The organism is Bordetella petrii, from assembly GCF_020991325.1.
In the GTDB taxonomy this organism is placed as follows: Bacteria; Pseudomonadota; Gammaproteobacteria; order Burkholderiales; family Burkholderiaceae_B; genus Bordetella_A; species Bordetella_A petrii_E.
In genome coordinates this window covers 1-13966 of sequence record NZ_JAJMLX010000107.1, presented here as the reverse complement: position 1 = coordinate 13966, position 13966 = coordinate 1, and the positions used below count along the sequence as shown (strand labels likewise).

The window sequence follows — 13966 nt, the reverse complement described above, 5'->3', positions numbered from 1 at the left end:
CGCCGCGTCGGGGCCGCGCGCCAGTTTGCGGGTGGCCCATAGCCACAGGCGGCCCAGCCCGGTGGTGCCCCCGGGGCGCAGCAGGAACGACGCCAGCCACAGCAGGAAGGTCAGCGCGTGCACGCCCAGCAGCGCGCCCACGGCCCACAGTACATTTACCGGCCGGGCGCCATCGCCCAGCGCGCCCGCGGCTGAACCGATACCCGCCGCCAGCGCAAGCAGCAGCAGGATCACCAGGCTGAACACGGCCCCCTGGCGCCAGCGCCCCAACAGGCTGTCCAGCCCGTCGCGGCGGCCCAGCAGGCGCGCCCGCAGCAGAATGCGGCTTTCCAGGTCGTGGGGAGCGCCGCGCGCGGTGCGCACGGCGTCGGCATCTTCCAGCGGCCCCCAATGTTCTTCCCGCAGCCGGATGGTCTCGGCCAGCCAGTGTGCTTCCCAGCCGGCCGGGTCACCGTCGGGCATGGGCGATGTGGAAGCGGCCCCGGCGTTGCGGGAGGCCATTCAGCCTGCGCGCGTGGGGGTTGCCGTGCCGCGCCCGCCAAACCAGCTGTTCAGCTTGGTACTGGCTTGCTGTTTGACGTCGTCGTTGATATAGAACGCCACCGTGGCCAGCGCGGCGGTCATGACGCTGAGATCGTCGGTATAGCCAACCACGGGCGCCAAGTCGGGAAAGGCGTCCAGCGGCAGTACGAAGTAACCCAGCGCGCCATAAATGACCCGGCGCGCCCATTTGGGCGTAGCCGGGTTCTGCACGGCGTAGTACAGCCACAGGGCCTTTTCCAGGGCCTGCCGGCCCACCGACGACGCATGGCGCGTTGCCTTGCGCCAGAAGCGCTGGTCGGAATAGGCCTGTTCGTAGGTCGGATTGGCAATAGGCATAGTAGGCAGGGCAGCTTGCCCGGTTCTCTGGGAGATCAGCTATTTTAGACTCCCCTGCGCCGCTTGAGTTCTATGCGGAAATTTTGGGGACACATTAATTCCGGCCCAGCACGGCCAGCCGGTACTGACCCGGTGTCATGCCCGTGGCCTGGTGGAACGCCCGGTTCAGGTGGCTGGCATTGCCAAAACCACAGGCCCGGGCCACGCCGGCCAGGTCGTCGCGTGTGGACGCCAGGCGTCTGCGCGCCTGGGCCAGGCGGCGTCCCAATACCCAGGCATGCGGGGGCTCGCCAAACGAAGCATGGAACATGCGCGCGAAATGATATGTGGACAGTGCCGCCACGCCGGCCAGCACGTCCAGTGTCAGGGGCTGGTCGAGATGGGCATCGATATAGTCGCGCACCCGGCGCCGCACGGCTGGCGCCAGCCCGCCCAGGGCGGCGGGCCGCGCGACGCGCGCCGTATTCTGCGCCAGCAGGTGGTGCAATGCGGTTTCGGCGGCGCTGCTGGCGGCCAGCCTGGCCGCTGGCGCATTCCAGTCGGCCTCCAGCAAGGCCTGGCACACTTGCGCCAGCGACGGGTCCTGGATATAGGTCTGGTCGCGCAATTCCAGGTCGCGCGGTTCGCGGTCCAGCCGCATCAAGGCTTCGCGCGCCAGGCGCTGCGGGGCAATGTACAAGTGCAGGAAGCGCACGTTTTCATTCATGCTCCAGCGCGAATGGTGCTGGTCGGGCAGCACGCAGAATTTTCCCGCCCCGCCGTGGCGGTCGCGGTGGCTTAGCCGAAAACACGTTTCGCCGCCTTGCAGATACAGCGATAGCGTGTGGTGTCCGGGCGTGTCGTAGTTCATCAGCGAGCGTTCGGCGCGCTGGTCGCGGTTCCATTGGGCCACGGCCAGCCCCTCGCCCAGCGAGACGGCACGGTCCAGCTGGACATTGGCGTCCCGCAGCGTATGGAACAGGGCGAAATCGGCCGGCGCCGAAGCGAACTTGCTCATGATCCAGCCATCGTACGCCAGCCAGCCGGTTCCGCGCGATGCAGGGTGTTCCGCGCCAAGAAAAGCGCAAGAATCGGCAATCTGCGCGCCCTTCGGGCCTCTACACTGGCTTCCCCTCGTGCCCGTTGCGTCCTCGCCTGGCGCCGCGGCGCGCGTGTATTGCACGGGCCGCCATCGTGAACGCTTTCCTGTACCTGCTGACTGTCTTGATCTGGGGGTCCACCTGGATCGCCATCAAGCTGCAACTGGGGGTGGTTGCCATCCCGGTATCGATTTTCTACCGCTTCGGGTTGGCCGCGCTGGTCATGCTGGCGGGCCTGGCGCTGCTGGGGCGCCTGCAGCAGCTGGACCGCCGAGGCCATCTGTTGTGCCTGGGCCAGGGCCTGTGCCTGTTCTGCCTGAACTTCCTGTGCTTCTACAGCGCCACACAATGGATTTCCAGCGGCCTGGTGTCGGTGGTGTTTTCCGCGTCCACTCTGTGGAACGTGCTGAACGCGCGAATCTGGTTCGGCACGCGTATTTCCGCACGGGTCATGCTGGGCGGCGCCTTCGGCCTGGCGGGGCTGACCCTGCTATTCTGGCCCGAAGTGGCCGGCCAGCAAGCCAGCCACGAAACCCTATTGGGGCTGGGCCTGGCGCTGCTGGGCACGCTGTGCTTTTCCACCGGCAATATGCTGTCGTCGGCTCAGCAACGCGCCGGCATCGGGCCCTGGACGGGCAATGCCTACAGCATGCTGTATGGGTCGCTGGTGCTGCTGGCCGGCTGCCTGCTTACAGGCCAGCCGTTCGGGTTCGATTCCTCGCCCAGCTACGTGGGCGCGCTGCTGTACCTGGTATTTGCCGGGTCCATTGTTGCGTTTACCGCCTATCTGACCTTGGTGGGCCGCATGGGGCCGGCGCGGGCCGCCTACTGCACCGTATTGTTTCCCGTGGTGGCCCTGAGCATTTCCACCGTGGCGGAAGGCTACCAATGGACCTGGCTGGCCCTGGCCGGGCTGGCCCTGGTCATGCTGGGCAACGTGCTGGTCTTCACGCAACGCGTTGCCGGCGCGGCGACCTCCCGGCAGCCCGCCAGCGCAACTGCGGCGAAGTAAGCCCGGCTGGGCGGCCCGATCCGTCTACGTTTATGATCTGCAGCATCGCTTCTTCTTTGCGGTGGAGCAGATGATCAGACTGACGCGCGCACCCGATTTGATGCTGGGCCAGCACTGGGCCAACCTGCTGCGGCAGGCGGGCATTTCCTGCCGCCTGACCGGCGTGTACCTGCAGGGCGGGGCCGGCGAAATACCCGTCGACCAATGCGGGCCGGATCTATGGATAGAACACGAACGCGACAGGGACACCGCCATGCGTCTCATCGACGGGCCTGCCCAAGGCACGCAACAGCTTCAGTCGCACTGGCATTGCGAAGCCTGCGGCGAATGGCTGGAACCGCAGTTCACCGTGTGCTGGCAGTGCGGCCAGGCCAGGCCGGTTGATTGGTGCCGGTGAAAGGAATCGAACCCTCGACCTTCTCATTACAAGTGAGCTGCTCTACCAACTGAGCTACACCGGCGCAAGCGCCGCCACGCTGGCGCGCGGCGGGCTAAGGGGGTGCATTGTAAATAAAAAACCGGCGCCCGATTGCTTACCGTTCGGCGTAGCGTTTTTCCAGCTCGTCGTACAAAGGCTTGTCCACCAGGCGCTGCCGCTCGTTGAAGGGTGCGAGCAGCGCGGGATCTTCGTCCAGTTTGCCATCGCGCTTGAGCGTGGACAGCGCATTCTGCATGCCCAGCACCGCGCCCTGCAGCGCCGCGTTGGCATACAACACCAGGCTGTAGCCCATGCCGCCCAGCTCCCGGGCGGCCAGCGTGGGTGTCTTGCCGCCCACCACGATGTTGATCAGCAAGGGTTGCTTCAGCAACTGGGGAATCTTGCGGATTTCCTCCAGGCTGGTCATGGCCTCGACAAACAGGATGTCGGCGCCCGCCTCGGCGAATTGCTGTGCCCGCTCGATGGCCGCGTCGAAGCCCTCGACCGCCCGGGCATCCGTGCGCGCGATGATCTGGAAATCCGCATCCTTGCGCGCATCGGTGGCCGCGCGGATCTTGTCGAGCATTTCCGGCAAGGGGGCCACCGCCTTGCCGGCAAAATGGCCGCAACGTTTAGGGAAAACCTGGTCCTCGATCTGGACGGCATCGGCGCCGGCGCGTTCCAGGGCGCGCACGGTGTGCCAGGCGTTGACCGCGTTGCCGAATCCGGTGTCGATGTCGACGATCAGCGGCAAGCCTTCCACCGCCTCGCGGATACGCAGGGTGGCGTCGGCTACGTCGCGCAGGCCGATGATGCCAAGGTCTGGCGCGCCGTAGTGCATATTGGTCAGCCCGGCGCCGGTCAGGTATACCGCTTCGAATCCCTGGTCAGCGACTATCTTGGCGCTCATGGCGTTGAATGCCCCGGCCACGATCAGGCCGTCGCGGCGAGCCACTTTTTCACGCAGGACTTGCTTCGTCGATTGACTCATCGGATTTCCTTCGTCGAATACTTCGGTGCGCCGCTATTCAAGCCGGATCTTGGCGGCGGTGATCAGTTTTTCCCAGCGGGCGGCCTCGCTCGCCAGGAATTCGCCGGCCTGTCCGGGGCCGCCGTTGATCGTCGTGATGCCGATATTCTGCAGCTTTTCGCGCAGATCCGGTTGACTCAAGGCCTCGGAAAACTTCTCGGCCAGTGTGTCGACCACTTCCCGGGGCACTTTGGCCGGCGCGGCCAGCATATACCAGGTCGTGGATGCATAGCCCGGCACGCCGCCCTCTTCGATGGTGGGAATGTCCGGGGCGATGGGCGAACGCACGCGGCCCGTCTGGCCCATGGCCTGCAAGCGCTGGTCGCGGATGAAGGGCAGGCTTTCGGCGATGGGCTGCATGGTGATGTCGGTCTGGCCGCCCACTACGTCGGTCATGGCGGGGCCGCCGCCCTTGTAGGGCACGTGCAGGTACTGCAGATCGGTCATGGTGCGCAGTACTTCGGCGGCCAGATGGGAAGAGCTGCCATTGCCCGAACTGCCGAAACGGATGGCATCCGGCGCCTTCTTGCTCATCTGTACCAGGTCGTCGATTGATTTCGCGCCCAGCGACGGCCGTGCCAGCAGCACCAGGGGAGCCTCGCCCACCAGTGAAATCGCCTTGAAATCCGCGAGCTTGTAGGGAACCTTGGCGTACAGGCTGGGGTTGATGGCGATGCCTGGCGTGGCGAAAACCACCGTGTAGCCGTCGGCAGGCGCGGTGGCCACGGCATCCAGGGCCAGGTTGCCGCCCGCGCCCGGGCGGTTTTCTACCACGAAGTTGAAGCCCGACATGTCACTCACTTTCTGGGTGACGATGCGGCTGACGATATCGGCGCTGCCTCCCGCCGGGAACATGATCACCACGCGGATCGGCCGGCTGGGATACTTGTCGGCCGCCCGGGCCGCCGGCGACAGCGTGGCCGCGGCCAGCAGGCCGGCGCATAGCGCCGGGAATATCTTCTTCATGAGCTTGTCTCCTTGTGTGGGGATGGGCTAAGGCGCGTGCCTTGCCCATCGTTCTGGGTAATGTGGTCCATCGACAATGCCGCCATCCAGCCATCGCGGATGGCGGCCAGGAAGTCGCCGGGGGCGTTGCAGTCGCCAATGCGTGTGTACGGGACGCCGCTGGCCTTGATTTCGTCCAGGACGTCCAGTTCGGGCCTGGGGCCGGTGGCAAAGACCAGCCAGTCACCGATGGGCAGGCTTTGGGCCGGCGAGTCGCCGCATTGGATCTCGATCTGGCCTGCCTGCACCCCCAGGATGCGGCACTGGGTGATCATGTCGACGCCGTCGGCCGCCAGGCGTTCGACCAATTCATACCGGTTGTTGCGCGCCATGCCCGTGGCAATGATGGGCAGGCGGTCCAGTACGGTGATGCGCGCGCCCCGTACCCGCAGCGCGTCCGCGGTTTCCGCGCCCACCATGCCGCCGCCCACGATGGTGACCCGCAGCCCGGGCCGGACATCATCAAGGTCGGCCAGCACTTCCCAGGCGTGCAACACGCGCACGTCCGGGCTCAGCGCCGCCAGGTCCAGGGGCGGCCTGGCGGGGCGCGAGCCCGTGGCGACCACGATGTGGTCCGGCGCGAATGCGCGGATCCGCGTGCTGTCGGCGTGTACGCCCAGGCACACCGGCACGCCCAGCGCCTGCACGGTTTTCCAGCGATAGCTCCAGACCGGCTCGACCTCGCTTTTGTCGGGCGAGGCCACCGCCAGCGGCATCTGGCCGCCGGGTTGCGCGCGCTTTTCCCACACGGCGACGTCATGGCCGCGGCCTTTCAGTACGCGTGCGGCCTCGATGCCCGCCACGCCCGCGCCCAGCACCAGCACACGCAGGCGTCCTGCCTTCGGCGCGGGAAACAGCTGCGGCTCGGCATACTCCAGGGCTTCGAACTCGGTGCCTATCATCGGGTTCTGCACACAGGAAACGTCTTTCTCCAGTGTCAGGCGCTCGAAGCAGACATTGCACGCGATGCACTGGCGGATCGGCGCCCGGATCTTGCCGAACGCCTTGTCGCACCAGTGGGGATCGGCGTACAGCGCGCGGCCTATCGATACGAAGTCGGCGCTGCCCGATGCCAGCATGGCCTCGGCGTCCTGCGGCTCGACCATGCGGCCGGCCACGAACACGGGGATACCCACCTGTTGCTTGATCGGCCTGGCGTGCGGGGCCAGGCAGCCGCGTGGAAACGAGGGCGGCTGGATGCAGAACTTCGACAGCTGCGGGCTTTCGTTGCTGCCGCCGGAAAGATCAATGGCGTCAACCCCCGCGCGCTCCACCGCCTGCGCCAGCGCGATGATGTCGGCGCCGCTGTAGCCGCCCGTGGCGAATTCGCTGGCCGACAACCGCACCACCAGGCACAGGTCGGGCAGCGCGTCGCGCAGGCGGTCGATCGTTTCCAGCAATAGCCGCATGCGGTTTTCCAGCGAACCGCCGTAGGCGTCGGTGCGCTGGTTCACGCGCGGACTGAAGAACTGCTGGAACAGGTAGCCGTTGGCCGCGTGGATCTCGACGCCGTCGTAGCCCGCCAGCCACAGGCGGCGCGCGCTGGCCACGAACTGCTTCTGGATGTCGACGATCTCGTCCACCGCCAGCGACCGCACCTTGTCGCCCGTGTTCGGGTTGACCCACGGCGACGGCCCGACAGGCTCCATGTTCAGCACCGAGCGGCGCAGCAGCCCGCCGCGGTGGTTCAGTTGGCCGAACACGTGGCAGTCGTGTTTCTTGATAGTTTCGACGATACTGGCCAGGCCCGGAATGAACCGGTCGTGATAACAGCACAGCGAGTTCTGGTGCGGACGGGCGTGTTCGGTTACCACCATGGCCTCGGTCATGATCATGCCGACGCCGCCCTTGGCCCGTTCCTCGTAGTAGCGCCTGTCGCGCTCCGTCGACAACCCGTCGGTCGTGCTGTAGTTGGTGCCCATGGGCGCCATCACGACACGGTTCTTCAGGCGCAGGCGGCCCACCTGTCCCGGTTGTGCCAGCAACATGTCCGTCGCCCCTGGATCAGCCATTCGATTTAACGCCGGCATCTTTGATCAGCTTGCCCCAGCGTTCGCCCTCTTCCTTCATGAACGCGTCGAACGCCGTGGGGGATTCCTGTGTGAACGGCCCGATGCCCAGCTTCTCGAGTTTGTCCTTGGTGTCCGGGTCGTTCATTGTCTTGACCAGTGCGTCGTGCAGGGCCTTGCGGATGTCCATGGGCATGTCCTTGGGGCCCATCACGGCGAACCAGTTGAACGCGATCACCGATGGCAGGCCGTTCTCGACCGTGGTCGGCACCTCGGGCATGATGGACGAGCGCTTCGTGTCGGTGACTGCTATGGGACGCAGCCGTCCGGCCGTTACCAGCTTGTGCAGCGCCGGCAGGTCGACGATGGTGCCCGTGACATGGCCGCCCGCGGCATCCACCATGGCCGGCCCGGCACCCTTGTACGGCACGTGCACGACGCGGCCCTGCGATGCCGCCTTGAACAGCTCGATCGCCAGGTGCGGCAAGCCGCCGCTGCCGGCCGACGCCAGCGTGATGTCCTGCTTCTTCGACAGCGCCACCAGTTCGGCCAGGTTCTTGGCGGGCACGCCAGGATTGATCGCCAGCAGTTCCGGCGTGGACGCCACCGTGGTGATGCCTGACAGGTCCTTGTAGGGGTCATACGGCAGGTTGGGATAAGCGTAATAGCTGAGCAGCAGCGGGCTTACGCTGCCCAGGGTGATGGTGTAGCCATCGGGTTTGGCGCGCGCCACGTACTCGGTGCCGATCGTGGCGTTGGCGCCAGGCCTGTTTTCCACCACCACCGACACGCCCAGGACTTCGCCCAGCTTGGGCGCGATGATGCGGGCCACGATGTCGTTCGAGCCGCCCGGCGGGAAACCCACCACCATGGTGACGGGCCTGGACGGATAGTTGTCGGCCGCGGCGGCCGGCGCCGCTGCAGCCGCCAGTGCAGAGATGAGCAGCGCGCCCAGCATGCCGCGGCGCGAGATTCCGGAATTCTTGGTGAACATGGTTTGTCTGTATGACCCTCTTCGGTTCGCGGGGACTTGCCCGGGCTAACCTCGATGATCAGTCTCCGTTGATGTGTAATTGGTCTTCAACCGCCTCGGCTCCCCGGGGGCCTTGTCCGGGCCCGGCGCCTGGGCATCCTGGCCGGCCGCCCCGGCCAACTTTCCCATCTATTGCATGCCTCCTGCCCCTTATCGTTGATCGCCCGCTTGCTGGCGGCGGCTATTGCTGTATCGGCGGCACATCCAGCCTGGCCACGATCCCGTCCAGTTCCCGGCTCGCGGGCGGATACCTGTGCATCACCAGCGGATCATGGCCGGGTATGACGTGGTCGGGCGATTGCGCCAGCGCCTCGATGCGCGCGTAGCCCTGGAACAGATCGCCCACGTGGAACACCAGCGTGAAGCTGCGGCGCGTCTGGATATGTTCGTAGAAATGGCTGGCGTCAGACGCCAAAACCACCCAACCGCGCGCCGTGTGCACCCGCACCACCTGCATTCCCGCCGTGTGGCCGCCCACGCGGTGCACGCTGATGCCGGGGGCAATGTCGCCGTCGCCATCGTGAAATGCGACACGGCCGCCGTACACCAGCCGGATCAGCCCCGCCACGTGGTCGGGTTCATATGCCCGGCTGTGTATCTCGCAAGCCATGTCCCGGCCAGTGGCGTAGTCCATTTCGGCATCCTGCAGGTGGAAACGCGCATTGGGCCAGGCATCGAAGGTGCCGACATGGTCGTTGTGCATGTGGGTGATGATGATGTCGCGCACGTCGGCCGCCTGGATGCCGGCCAGCGCCAGGGCCTGGACCGGCGTGCGCAACAGGGTGCGACGGCGCTTGTCGGCCATGTCCTGGAAGAAGCCGGTGTCCACCAGGACCAGGCGGTCTCGATTGCGCACGACCCACACGTAGTAATCCATCGGCATCGGCCCGTCGTGAGGGTCTCCCCCCACGAAATTGGCGGAACGCCGGGCCGGCCGCGTCGCGTACTTCAGCGCGTACACCTCGTACGTGGGCAGCTCGCCGGCCCTCTGGATCGCGGCCATGTCAGCCATGTCAGTTGCCCGACGGCGCCAGCAGGCGCATCAGCAGGCCGATGTCCTTGCACTGCTCGATATCCGCCACCATTGCGGCCGCCTCGGCCGAGCGCGCCGAACCTATTACCGGAATCGTCAGGCTGTCGAACTTGGCGCGCAGTTCGTCGTCGGACATGGAGTTCTGGATCGACCCCTTGGGATAGTCCACCTGCGATACGTACTTGGTGCCGTCATCCATTTCCACGGCGAGCTTGCACGACACGCCGCGCGGCAGGGTGTCGTCCACTGTGATCTGGAGCATTTCCGACAACCTGGCCAGCATGGGTTCCTGCAGGCGCGCATCGTTGTATTGCGGGAACAGTGCCTGGCCGTCGGTGAAGGCCACGGCCACCGAGTACGGCAGGCTTACCTGCGCTTCGTGGTAGGTCTGGGGCCGGGCATTCTGGTGGTACAGCGCCCAGTCGGGGTGGCGCGCCATGGTTATGCGCTTGATGCGGTCGAGGTCGGGCGCATACTTCTTGCGGATATCCAGCGCGCAGTCGATGGCGTTATGGATCGGGCGGGCGCAAGAATAGGGTTTGAATTCGATGTCCAGCTCGTAGGGCTGGTCCAGGCCCCGCGTCAGCTGGGATGGGTCATTCGAGTCGGTGAAGGCCTTCAGCCAGCCGCGCTCGCCCTCGAAAATAGTGGCCGCGCCAGTGAAACCCAGCTTGGCCATGACGGCGGCGGTAACGCCGCTGCGCGACGCGGGGCCGGGGTTGAACCGTTTCTGCATCGACGGGCCGTACATTTCCATCAGGCCGCCCGACTGCGCGCCGGCCAGGCCCAGCGACGACACGATCTGTGCTTCCGTGTTGCCCAGCAGCAGGCTGGAAGCGATGGCGGCGCCGAAGATGCCGCAGGTGGGCGTGGTGTGGTACGCCCGGTTGCGCAGGGAATTATTGGCCGCCCTGCTCAGGCGTTCCATCATTTCGCAGCCAGCCGCCAGCGCGGCCAGCAGGGCGCGGCCATCCTTGCCTTCCTGCTCGGCCGTGGCCAGTGCCGCCGAATAGATGGGAGGACTGAAGTGGAACAGCGCCAGCACATCGATATCGTCCAGTTCGACGCTATGGGACGAAATGGCATTGGCCAGCGCCGCCTGCATGGCCGGCACGCGCCGGCCGTCGCCGATCAGGGTGGCCTGCTCAAGGCCGCCGGTAACCGTGGCGAATTCGCGTGCGACCTTGCCGCTGCCGGTTTGGCTGCCGGCCACGCCCACACCCAGGTAGTCCAGCAACAGGCGCTTGACGGCCTTGCGGGTGGCTGGTGTCAAGGTCTCGTAGTCGAACTTGGCGAAGTGGGTGGCGAGTTGTTCAGCGATAGTCTGTGCCATGGTCGTGTCGTGTAAGTTGGAAAACCGGTGATGTGAAAGAAGATCAGGCGCGGGCGGCGCTGACGATGGAGATCAGTTCGTCCAGGCTGGACAGGGTGTCCAGGCGCCGGGACAGTTCGACCAGGCGGTCGAGCCTGTCGGCCGGCAGGCAGGAACGAGCCACGTTGCGGAACTTGTATTCCACGTCATCGGCCGAGATCGGATTCTCGGGGCTGCCGCGCCGGTTCAGAATGCGGTGGGTGAATTCGCGGCCATCGCGGGTCTGTACCGTGACCGTGGCGGCGTGGCGGAACGGCGGGCCCATGGCCTCGATCTCCGCGTCTTCGTAGGCCCGTGTGCGCTTGATCAGGTCGAGAAGCGCCGGATCGGCCAGGCGTTTCTCGTCGTACTGGTCGACGAAGGCGACGCCGTCGTGCGCGATCACGGCCAGGCCGTAGTACAGGTTCATCTGCGCGGCCGTCACTCCCTGCGCCTTGTATTCCCAGGCGCAGTGCACGTAGGTCATGTGGCTGACGCCGGCGCGGATCGAGGCGATGTCGGCGGCCTTCAACCCGTGGGACTGCATGATGTGCGTCAGTGCGTCGAGCGCGGCGTGGATGCTGGTGACGCTGGCGTGCGGTTTGTAGCCGACCTTGGCGGTTTCCCAGGCCTTGCCCAGGCCGTCGGTCAGGCGTGAGGCATTGGGTGTGTCGGCATACGAGGAAAGATACCCGCCGTAGCTCGCCTCCAGCACATCGACGATACCGGTAAAGTCGCGGCTGGCAAGTTCCGCCGAGTACACACCGCCTTGCGCCGCGCGGCCGGCGTGGAAGCGCTTGACCATGGCGCCCTCCTGGGCGGCCATCAGGCCGCCCGCCTGCGAGCCCGCGATGCCCAGCGCATGCTGCATGCGGTTCGCGTCGAGCTTGAGCGCCTTGCCCGCCGCCGCCGCCGCCACGAACACGCCGGACGTGCCCTGCGGATGAAAGCCGCGGTAGAACAGGCTCATGGTGGCGGCGTTGCCCACGCGGGTGCCGACCTCATAGCCGGCCACCAAGGCGGTGACCAGCTTGCGTCCGCTCCAGTTGCCGTCGCGCTCGGCATAGGCCAGCGCCACGGGCAGGGCGATCGAGCCAGCGTGCACGATGGACTCTTTATGGATGTCGTCCAGCTCGAAGGCGTGGCCCGCCGTGCCGTTGACCATCGCGGCGTTGGCGATCGAGGTCTTGCGGCCGCTGCCCCACAGGCTGGCCACCGGCGCCGCCTGCTCGGCCTCGGCCATGGCCTGCACGCGCTGCGTCCATGGCAAGGTGGCGCCGTACAGGCAGCAGCCGATGCTGTCGAGCAGGCTGGTCTTCATGCGCTCCACGGCCTCGGCGGGAATGTCTTCATAGCGGAACTGCGCCGCGAAGCGGGCCAGGTCGCGGGTGGCGTGCTCCAGCAGCGGCGGTTGTGAACTACTCATCGCGTTGTCTCTGTCGATTCAAGGGGCGGGTTGGGGAATGCATCAATAGTCGGGTTCTTCATCCAGGCGCACGGCAACGCCCTCGAGCTTGCCGGAGGCCGCGGGGTAACGTTGCATTACCAGGGGGTCGTGCCCTGGCACGATGTGCCTTGGGCTGTCCGCCAGCATGTCCAGCTTGTTGTATCCGTCGATCAGTTCACCCACGTGGAATACCGTGGTGAAGGCGCGCTTCTTCTCGAAGTGCTCGTAGTAGTGGCTGCAATCGGACGCCAGCACGATCCAGCCCCGCTTGGTGTGCACGCGCACGCACTGCAGGCCATGCGTGTGCCCGCCGATCCGGTGGATACTCAGGCCGGGAGCCAGGTCGGCGCTGCCTTTGTGGAAACGCACCCGGTCCTTGTAGACCAGGCGCACCATGCCCACCACCTCGTCGACTTCGTAGCCGTGATTGAACTGCCGGTAGCACATGTGACGCCCGGTGGCGTAGGACATTTCATCGTCCTGCAGGTGAAAGCGCGCGGCAGGAAAACTGTCGAACGTGCCGACATGGTCGTAATGCAGGTGGGTGATGATCACGTCCTGGACCTTGGCCACGTCCACGTCCAGCAGGGCCAGGCCTTCAGCGGGATGGCGCAGCAGCGTGCGCCCGCGCTTTTGCGCCATCTCGGCGCCGAACCCCGTATCGACCACGAATTCCCGGCCCTGGCCGCGCACCAGCCACACGTAGTAGTCCATGGGCATGGCCGCATCGTGCGGATCGCCGCCGATGAAATGATTGGCGCGCCTGGCATCGCGCGTGGCGTAACGGATGGCGTAGGCCTCGTAGTGGGGCAGTGTCGAATGGCTCATCTAGTTTTCATCAGTGGGGGTTGGCTTGCAGCAGGTCGTTCAGGGCATTCACGTTCGGCAGCGCCGGCAGCGCCAGCGCCAGTTCCTTGATCCGGCCCGCGCGGGTGCCGTACAGCAGGCCGGCGGTCAGGTCGAACTTGCGTTCGATGTCGGCCTGGGCATAGGGCTGCTCGGGTTCGCCCAGCGCGCGGTCCAGGGCGTATTCCAGGTTCTGCCCGCCAGTGGTGCGCACCTGGATCGCGGCGCCGCGCCGGCTGGGGTAGCCTTCGTCCAGCGCGGCGTCGGCGCTTACCCGGATACGCGCCATCAACGCGCGTACCTCGGGGTCGGCCAGCATGGCATCGGTGTAGCGCGCCGGCATGGCGTCACCCTTTAGCAGCCTTACCGCGATGGAGAACGCGATAGAGAACTTGGCCTGGTCGGCGTTGGCCGGCTCGGCCACCTCGGCGGCCAGCGTCACGGTATCCACCCGCACGTCCATGGACGCAATGTTTTCCGGCCCGCAACCGTATGCGCGCCCCAGGGCCGCCGCCGTGTCCACCGGTGCGTGGTTGCCGCGGCATCCTCCATGCATCTTCAGGTAGGTCTGCCCGATGCCCCACTGCCGGCCCAGCCCGCGCGTGACGGCGTCGCCGCGCGCGCCGTCGGAAAACGCCTTGAAGAAACCCTGCTCGATCACCTCGGCCGCCCCGTCGGCCCCCTGGGCCGCGTACAGCGCCGACAGCAGGCCGCCTTCGCTGCTACGGCCCACCTGCAGGGGCTGGCTGCCGGCGTTCTTCAGTGCTGCCTTCAGCCCGGCGCCGTGGCTGCAGGCGATGGCGATGGCGTGCGCGGCCCGTTCG

The 13966-nt window shown here is 66.3% G+C and carries 12 protein-coding genes, 1 tRNA gene and 2 pseudogenes; 2 read left to right on the top strand and 13 right to left on the bottom strand.

Features of this window, described 5'->3' with window-relative positions; translation table 11 throughout:
* From LPZ50_RS12580 to LPZ50_RS12570, 3 genes and pseudogenes are all read right to left on the bottom strand, one after another.
* Positions 1 to 462: pseudogene (locus tag LPZ50_RS12580) on the bottom strand (DUF2868 domain-containing protein); the annotation flags it as partial.
* A gap of 39 nt (positions 463 to 501) precedes the next feature.
* Positions 502 to 879 carry a YkvA family protein gene (locus LPZ50_RS12575; protein WP_230661828.1) on the bottom strand — a complete coding sequence of 126 codons (378 nt, stop codon included), beginning with the start codon at positions 877 to 879 and terminating at the stop codon, positions 502 to 504.
* A gap of 94 nt (positions 880 to 973) precedes the next feature.
* Positions 974 to 1876 carry an AraC family transcriptional regulator gene (locus tag LPZ50_RS12570; RefSeq protein ID WP_230661827.1) on the bottom strand — a complete coding sequence of 301 codons (903 nt, stop codon included), beginning with the start codon at positions 1874 to 1876 and terminating at the stop codon, positions 974 to 976.
* A 176-nt stretch (positions 1877 to 2052) separates the two neighbouring features.
* Between LPZ50_RS12570 and LPZ50_RS12565 the strand changes: the two genes are divergently transcribed.
* Together LPZ50_RS12565 and LPZ50_RS12560 are read left to right on the top strand one after the other, a co-directional pair.
* Positions 2053 to 2970: a DMT family transporter gene (locus LPZ50_RS12565; RefSeq protein ID WP_230661826.1), complete on the top strand. Its 918-nt coding sequence runs from the start codon at positions 2053 to 2055 to the stop codon at positions 2968 to 2970.
* A 70-nt stretch (positions 2971 to 3040) separates the two neighbouring features.
* Positions 3041 to 3367, top strand: a complete 327-nt coding sequence (locus LPZ50_RS12560) for a DUF2007 domain-containing protein (RefSeq protein WP_230661825.1) — start codon at positions 3041 to 3043, stop codon at positions 3365 to 3367.
* Here LPZ50_RS12560 and LPZ50_RS12555 read toward each other — a convergent pair.
* The 10 genes and pseudogenes from LPZ50_RS12555 to LPZ50_RS12510 all read right to left on the bottom strand — a co-directional run.
* Positions 3356 to 3431: transfer RNA gene (locus tag LPZ50_RS12555), tRNA-Thr, on the bottom strand. The genes LPZ50_RS12560 and LPZ50_RS12555 overlap by 12 nt on opposite strands.
* A 72-nt stretch (positions 3432 to 3503) precedes the next feature.
* The gene (locus LPZ50_RS12550; protein ID WP_230661824.1) at positions 3504 to 4379 is read right to left on the bottom strand and encodes an isocitrate lyase/PEP mutase family protein; all 876 of its coding nucleotides are present in this window, start codon (positions 4377 to 4379) and stop codon (positions 3504 to 3506) included.
* Positions 4380 to 4412: 33 nt separating this feature from the next.
* Positions 4413 to 5384: a Bug family tripartite tricarboxylate transporter substrate binding protein gene (locus LPZ50_RS12545; RefSeq protein ID WP_230661823.1), complete on the bottom strand. Its 972-nt coding sequence runs from the start codon at positions 5382 to 5384 to the stop codon at positions 4413 to 4415.
* The gene (locus LPZ50_RS12540) at positions 5381 to 7411 is read right to left on the bottom strand and encodes an NAD(P)/FAD-dependent oxidoreductase (RefSeq protein ID WP_230661822.1); all 2031 of its coding nucleotides are present in this window, start codon (positions 7409 to 7411) and stop codon (positions 5381 to 5383) included. The genes LPZ50_RS12545 and LPZ50_RS12540 overlap by 4 nt, the downstream gene beginning before the upstream one ends.
* A gap of 16 nt (positions 7412 to 7427) precedes the next feature.
* Positions 7428 to 8426, bottom strand: a complete 999-nt coding sequence (locus tag LPZ50_RS12535) for a Bug family tripartite tricarboxylate transporter substrate binding protein (protein WP_230661821.1) — start codon at positions 8424 to 8426, stop codon at positions 7428 to 7430.
* A 220-nt stretch (positions 8427 to 8646) separates the two neighbouring features.
* Complete coding sequence (locus tag LPZ50_RS12530; protein WP_419195592.1) at positions 8647 to 9468, bottom strand: N-acyl homoserine lactonase family protein; 822 nt, start codon at positions 9466 to 9468, stop codon at positions 8647 to 8649.
* Between the two features lie 10 nt (positions 9469 to 9478).
* The gene (locus LPZ50_RS12525; protein WP_230661819.1) at positions 9479 to 10831 is read right to left on the bottom strand and encodes an MmgE/PrpD family protein; all 1353 of its coding nucleotides are present in this window, start codon (positions 10829 to 10831) and stop codon (positions 9479 to 9481) included.
* Positions 10832 to 10874: 43 nt separating this feature from the next.
* Positions 10875 to 12275, bottom strand: coding sequence for an MmgE/PrpD family protein (locus tag LPZ50_RS12520; RefSeq protein ID WP_230661818.1), 1401 nt, complete (start codon positions 12273 to 12275; stop codon positions 10875 to 10877).
* A gap of 42 nt (positions 12276 to 12317) precedes the next feature.
* Complete coding sequence (locus tag LPZ50_RS12515; protein ID WP_230661817.1) at positions 12318 to 13124, bottom strand: N-acyl homoserine lactonase family protein; 807 nt, start codon at positions 13122 to 13124, stop codon at positions 12318 to 12320.
* A gap of 10 nt (positions 13125 to 13134) precedes the next feature.
* Positions 13135 to 13966 (bottom strand): annotated as a pseudogene (locus LPZ50_RS12510) (MmgE/PrpD family protein); the annotation flags it as partial.

Bases quoted from the DNA above. Each gene is read 5' to 3' on its own strand.
- LPZ50_RS12575 (WP_230661828.1), bottom strand. From the start codon at position 879: ATGCCTATTGCCAATCCGACCTACGAACAGGCCTATTCCGACCAGCGC.
- LPZ50_RS12570 (WP_230661827.1), bottom strand. From the start codon at position 1,876: ATGAGCAAGTTCGCTTCGGCGCCGGCCGATTTCGCCCTGTTCCATACG.
- LPZ50_RS12560 (WP_230661825.1), top strand. From the start codon at position 3,041: ATGATCAGACTGACGCGCGCACCCGATTTGATGCTGGGCCAGCACTGG.
- LPZ50_RS12550 (WP_230661824.1), bottom strand. From the start codon at position 4,379: ATGAGTCAATCGACGAAGCAAGTCCTGCGTGAAAAAGTGGCTCGCCGC.
- LPZ50_RS12545 (WP_230661823.1), bottom strand. From the start codon at position 5,384: ATGAAGAAGATATTCCCGGCGCTATGCGCCGGCCTGCTGGCCGCGGCC.
- LPZ50_RS12540 (WP_230661822.1), bottom strand. From the start codon at position 7,411: ATGTTGCTGGCACAACCGGGACAGGTGGGCCGCCTGCGCCTGAAGAAC.
- LPZ50_RS12535 (WP_230661821.1), bottom strand. From the start codon at position 8,426: ATGTTCACCAAGAATTCCGGAATCTCGCGCCGCGGCATGCTGGGCGCG.
- LPZ50_RS12530 (WP_419195592.1), bottom strand. From the start codon at position 9,468: ATGGCCGCGATCCAGAGGGCCGGCGAGCTGCCCACGTACGAGGTGTAC.
- LPZ50_RS12525 (WP_230661819.1), bottom strand. From the start codon at position 10,831: ATGGCACAGACTATCGCTGAACAACTCGCCACCCACTTCGCCAAGTTC.
- LPZ50_RS12520 (WP_230661818.1), bottom strand. From the start codon at position 12,275: ATGAGTAGTTCACAACCGCCGCTGCTGGAGCACGCCACCCGCGACCTG.
- LPZ50_RS12515 (WP_230661817.1), bottom strand. From the start codon at position 13,124: ATGAGCCATTCGACACTGCCCCACTACGAGGCCTACGCCATCCGTTAC.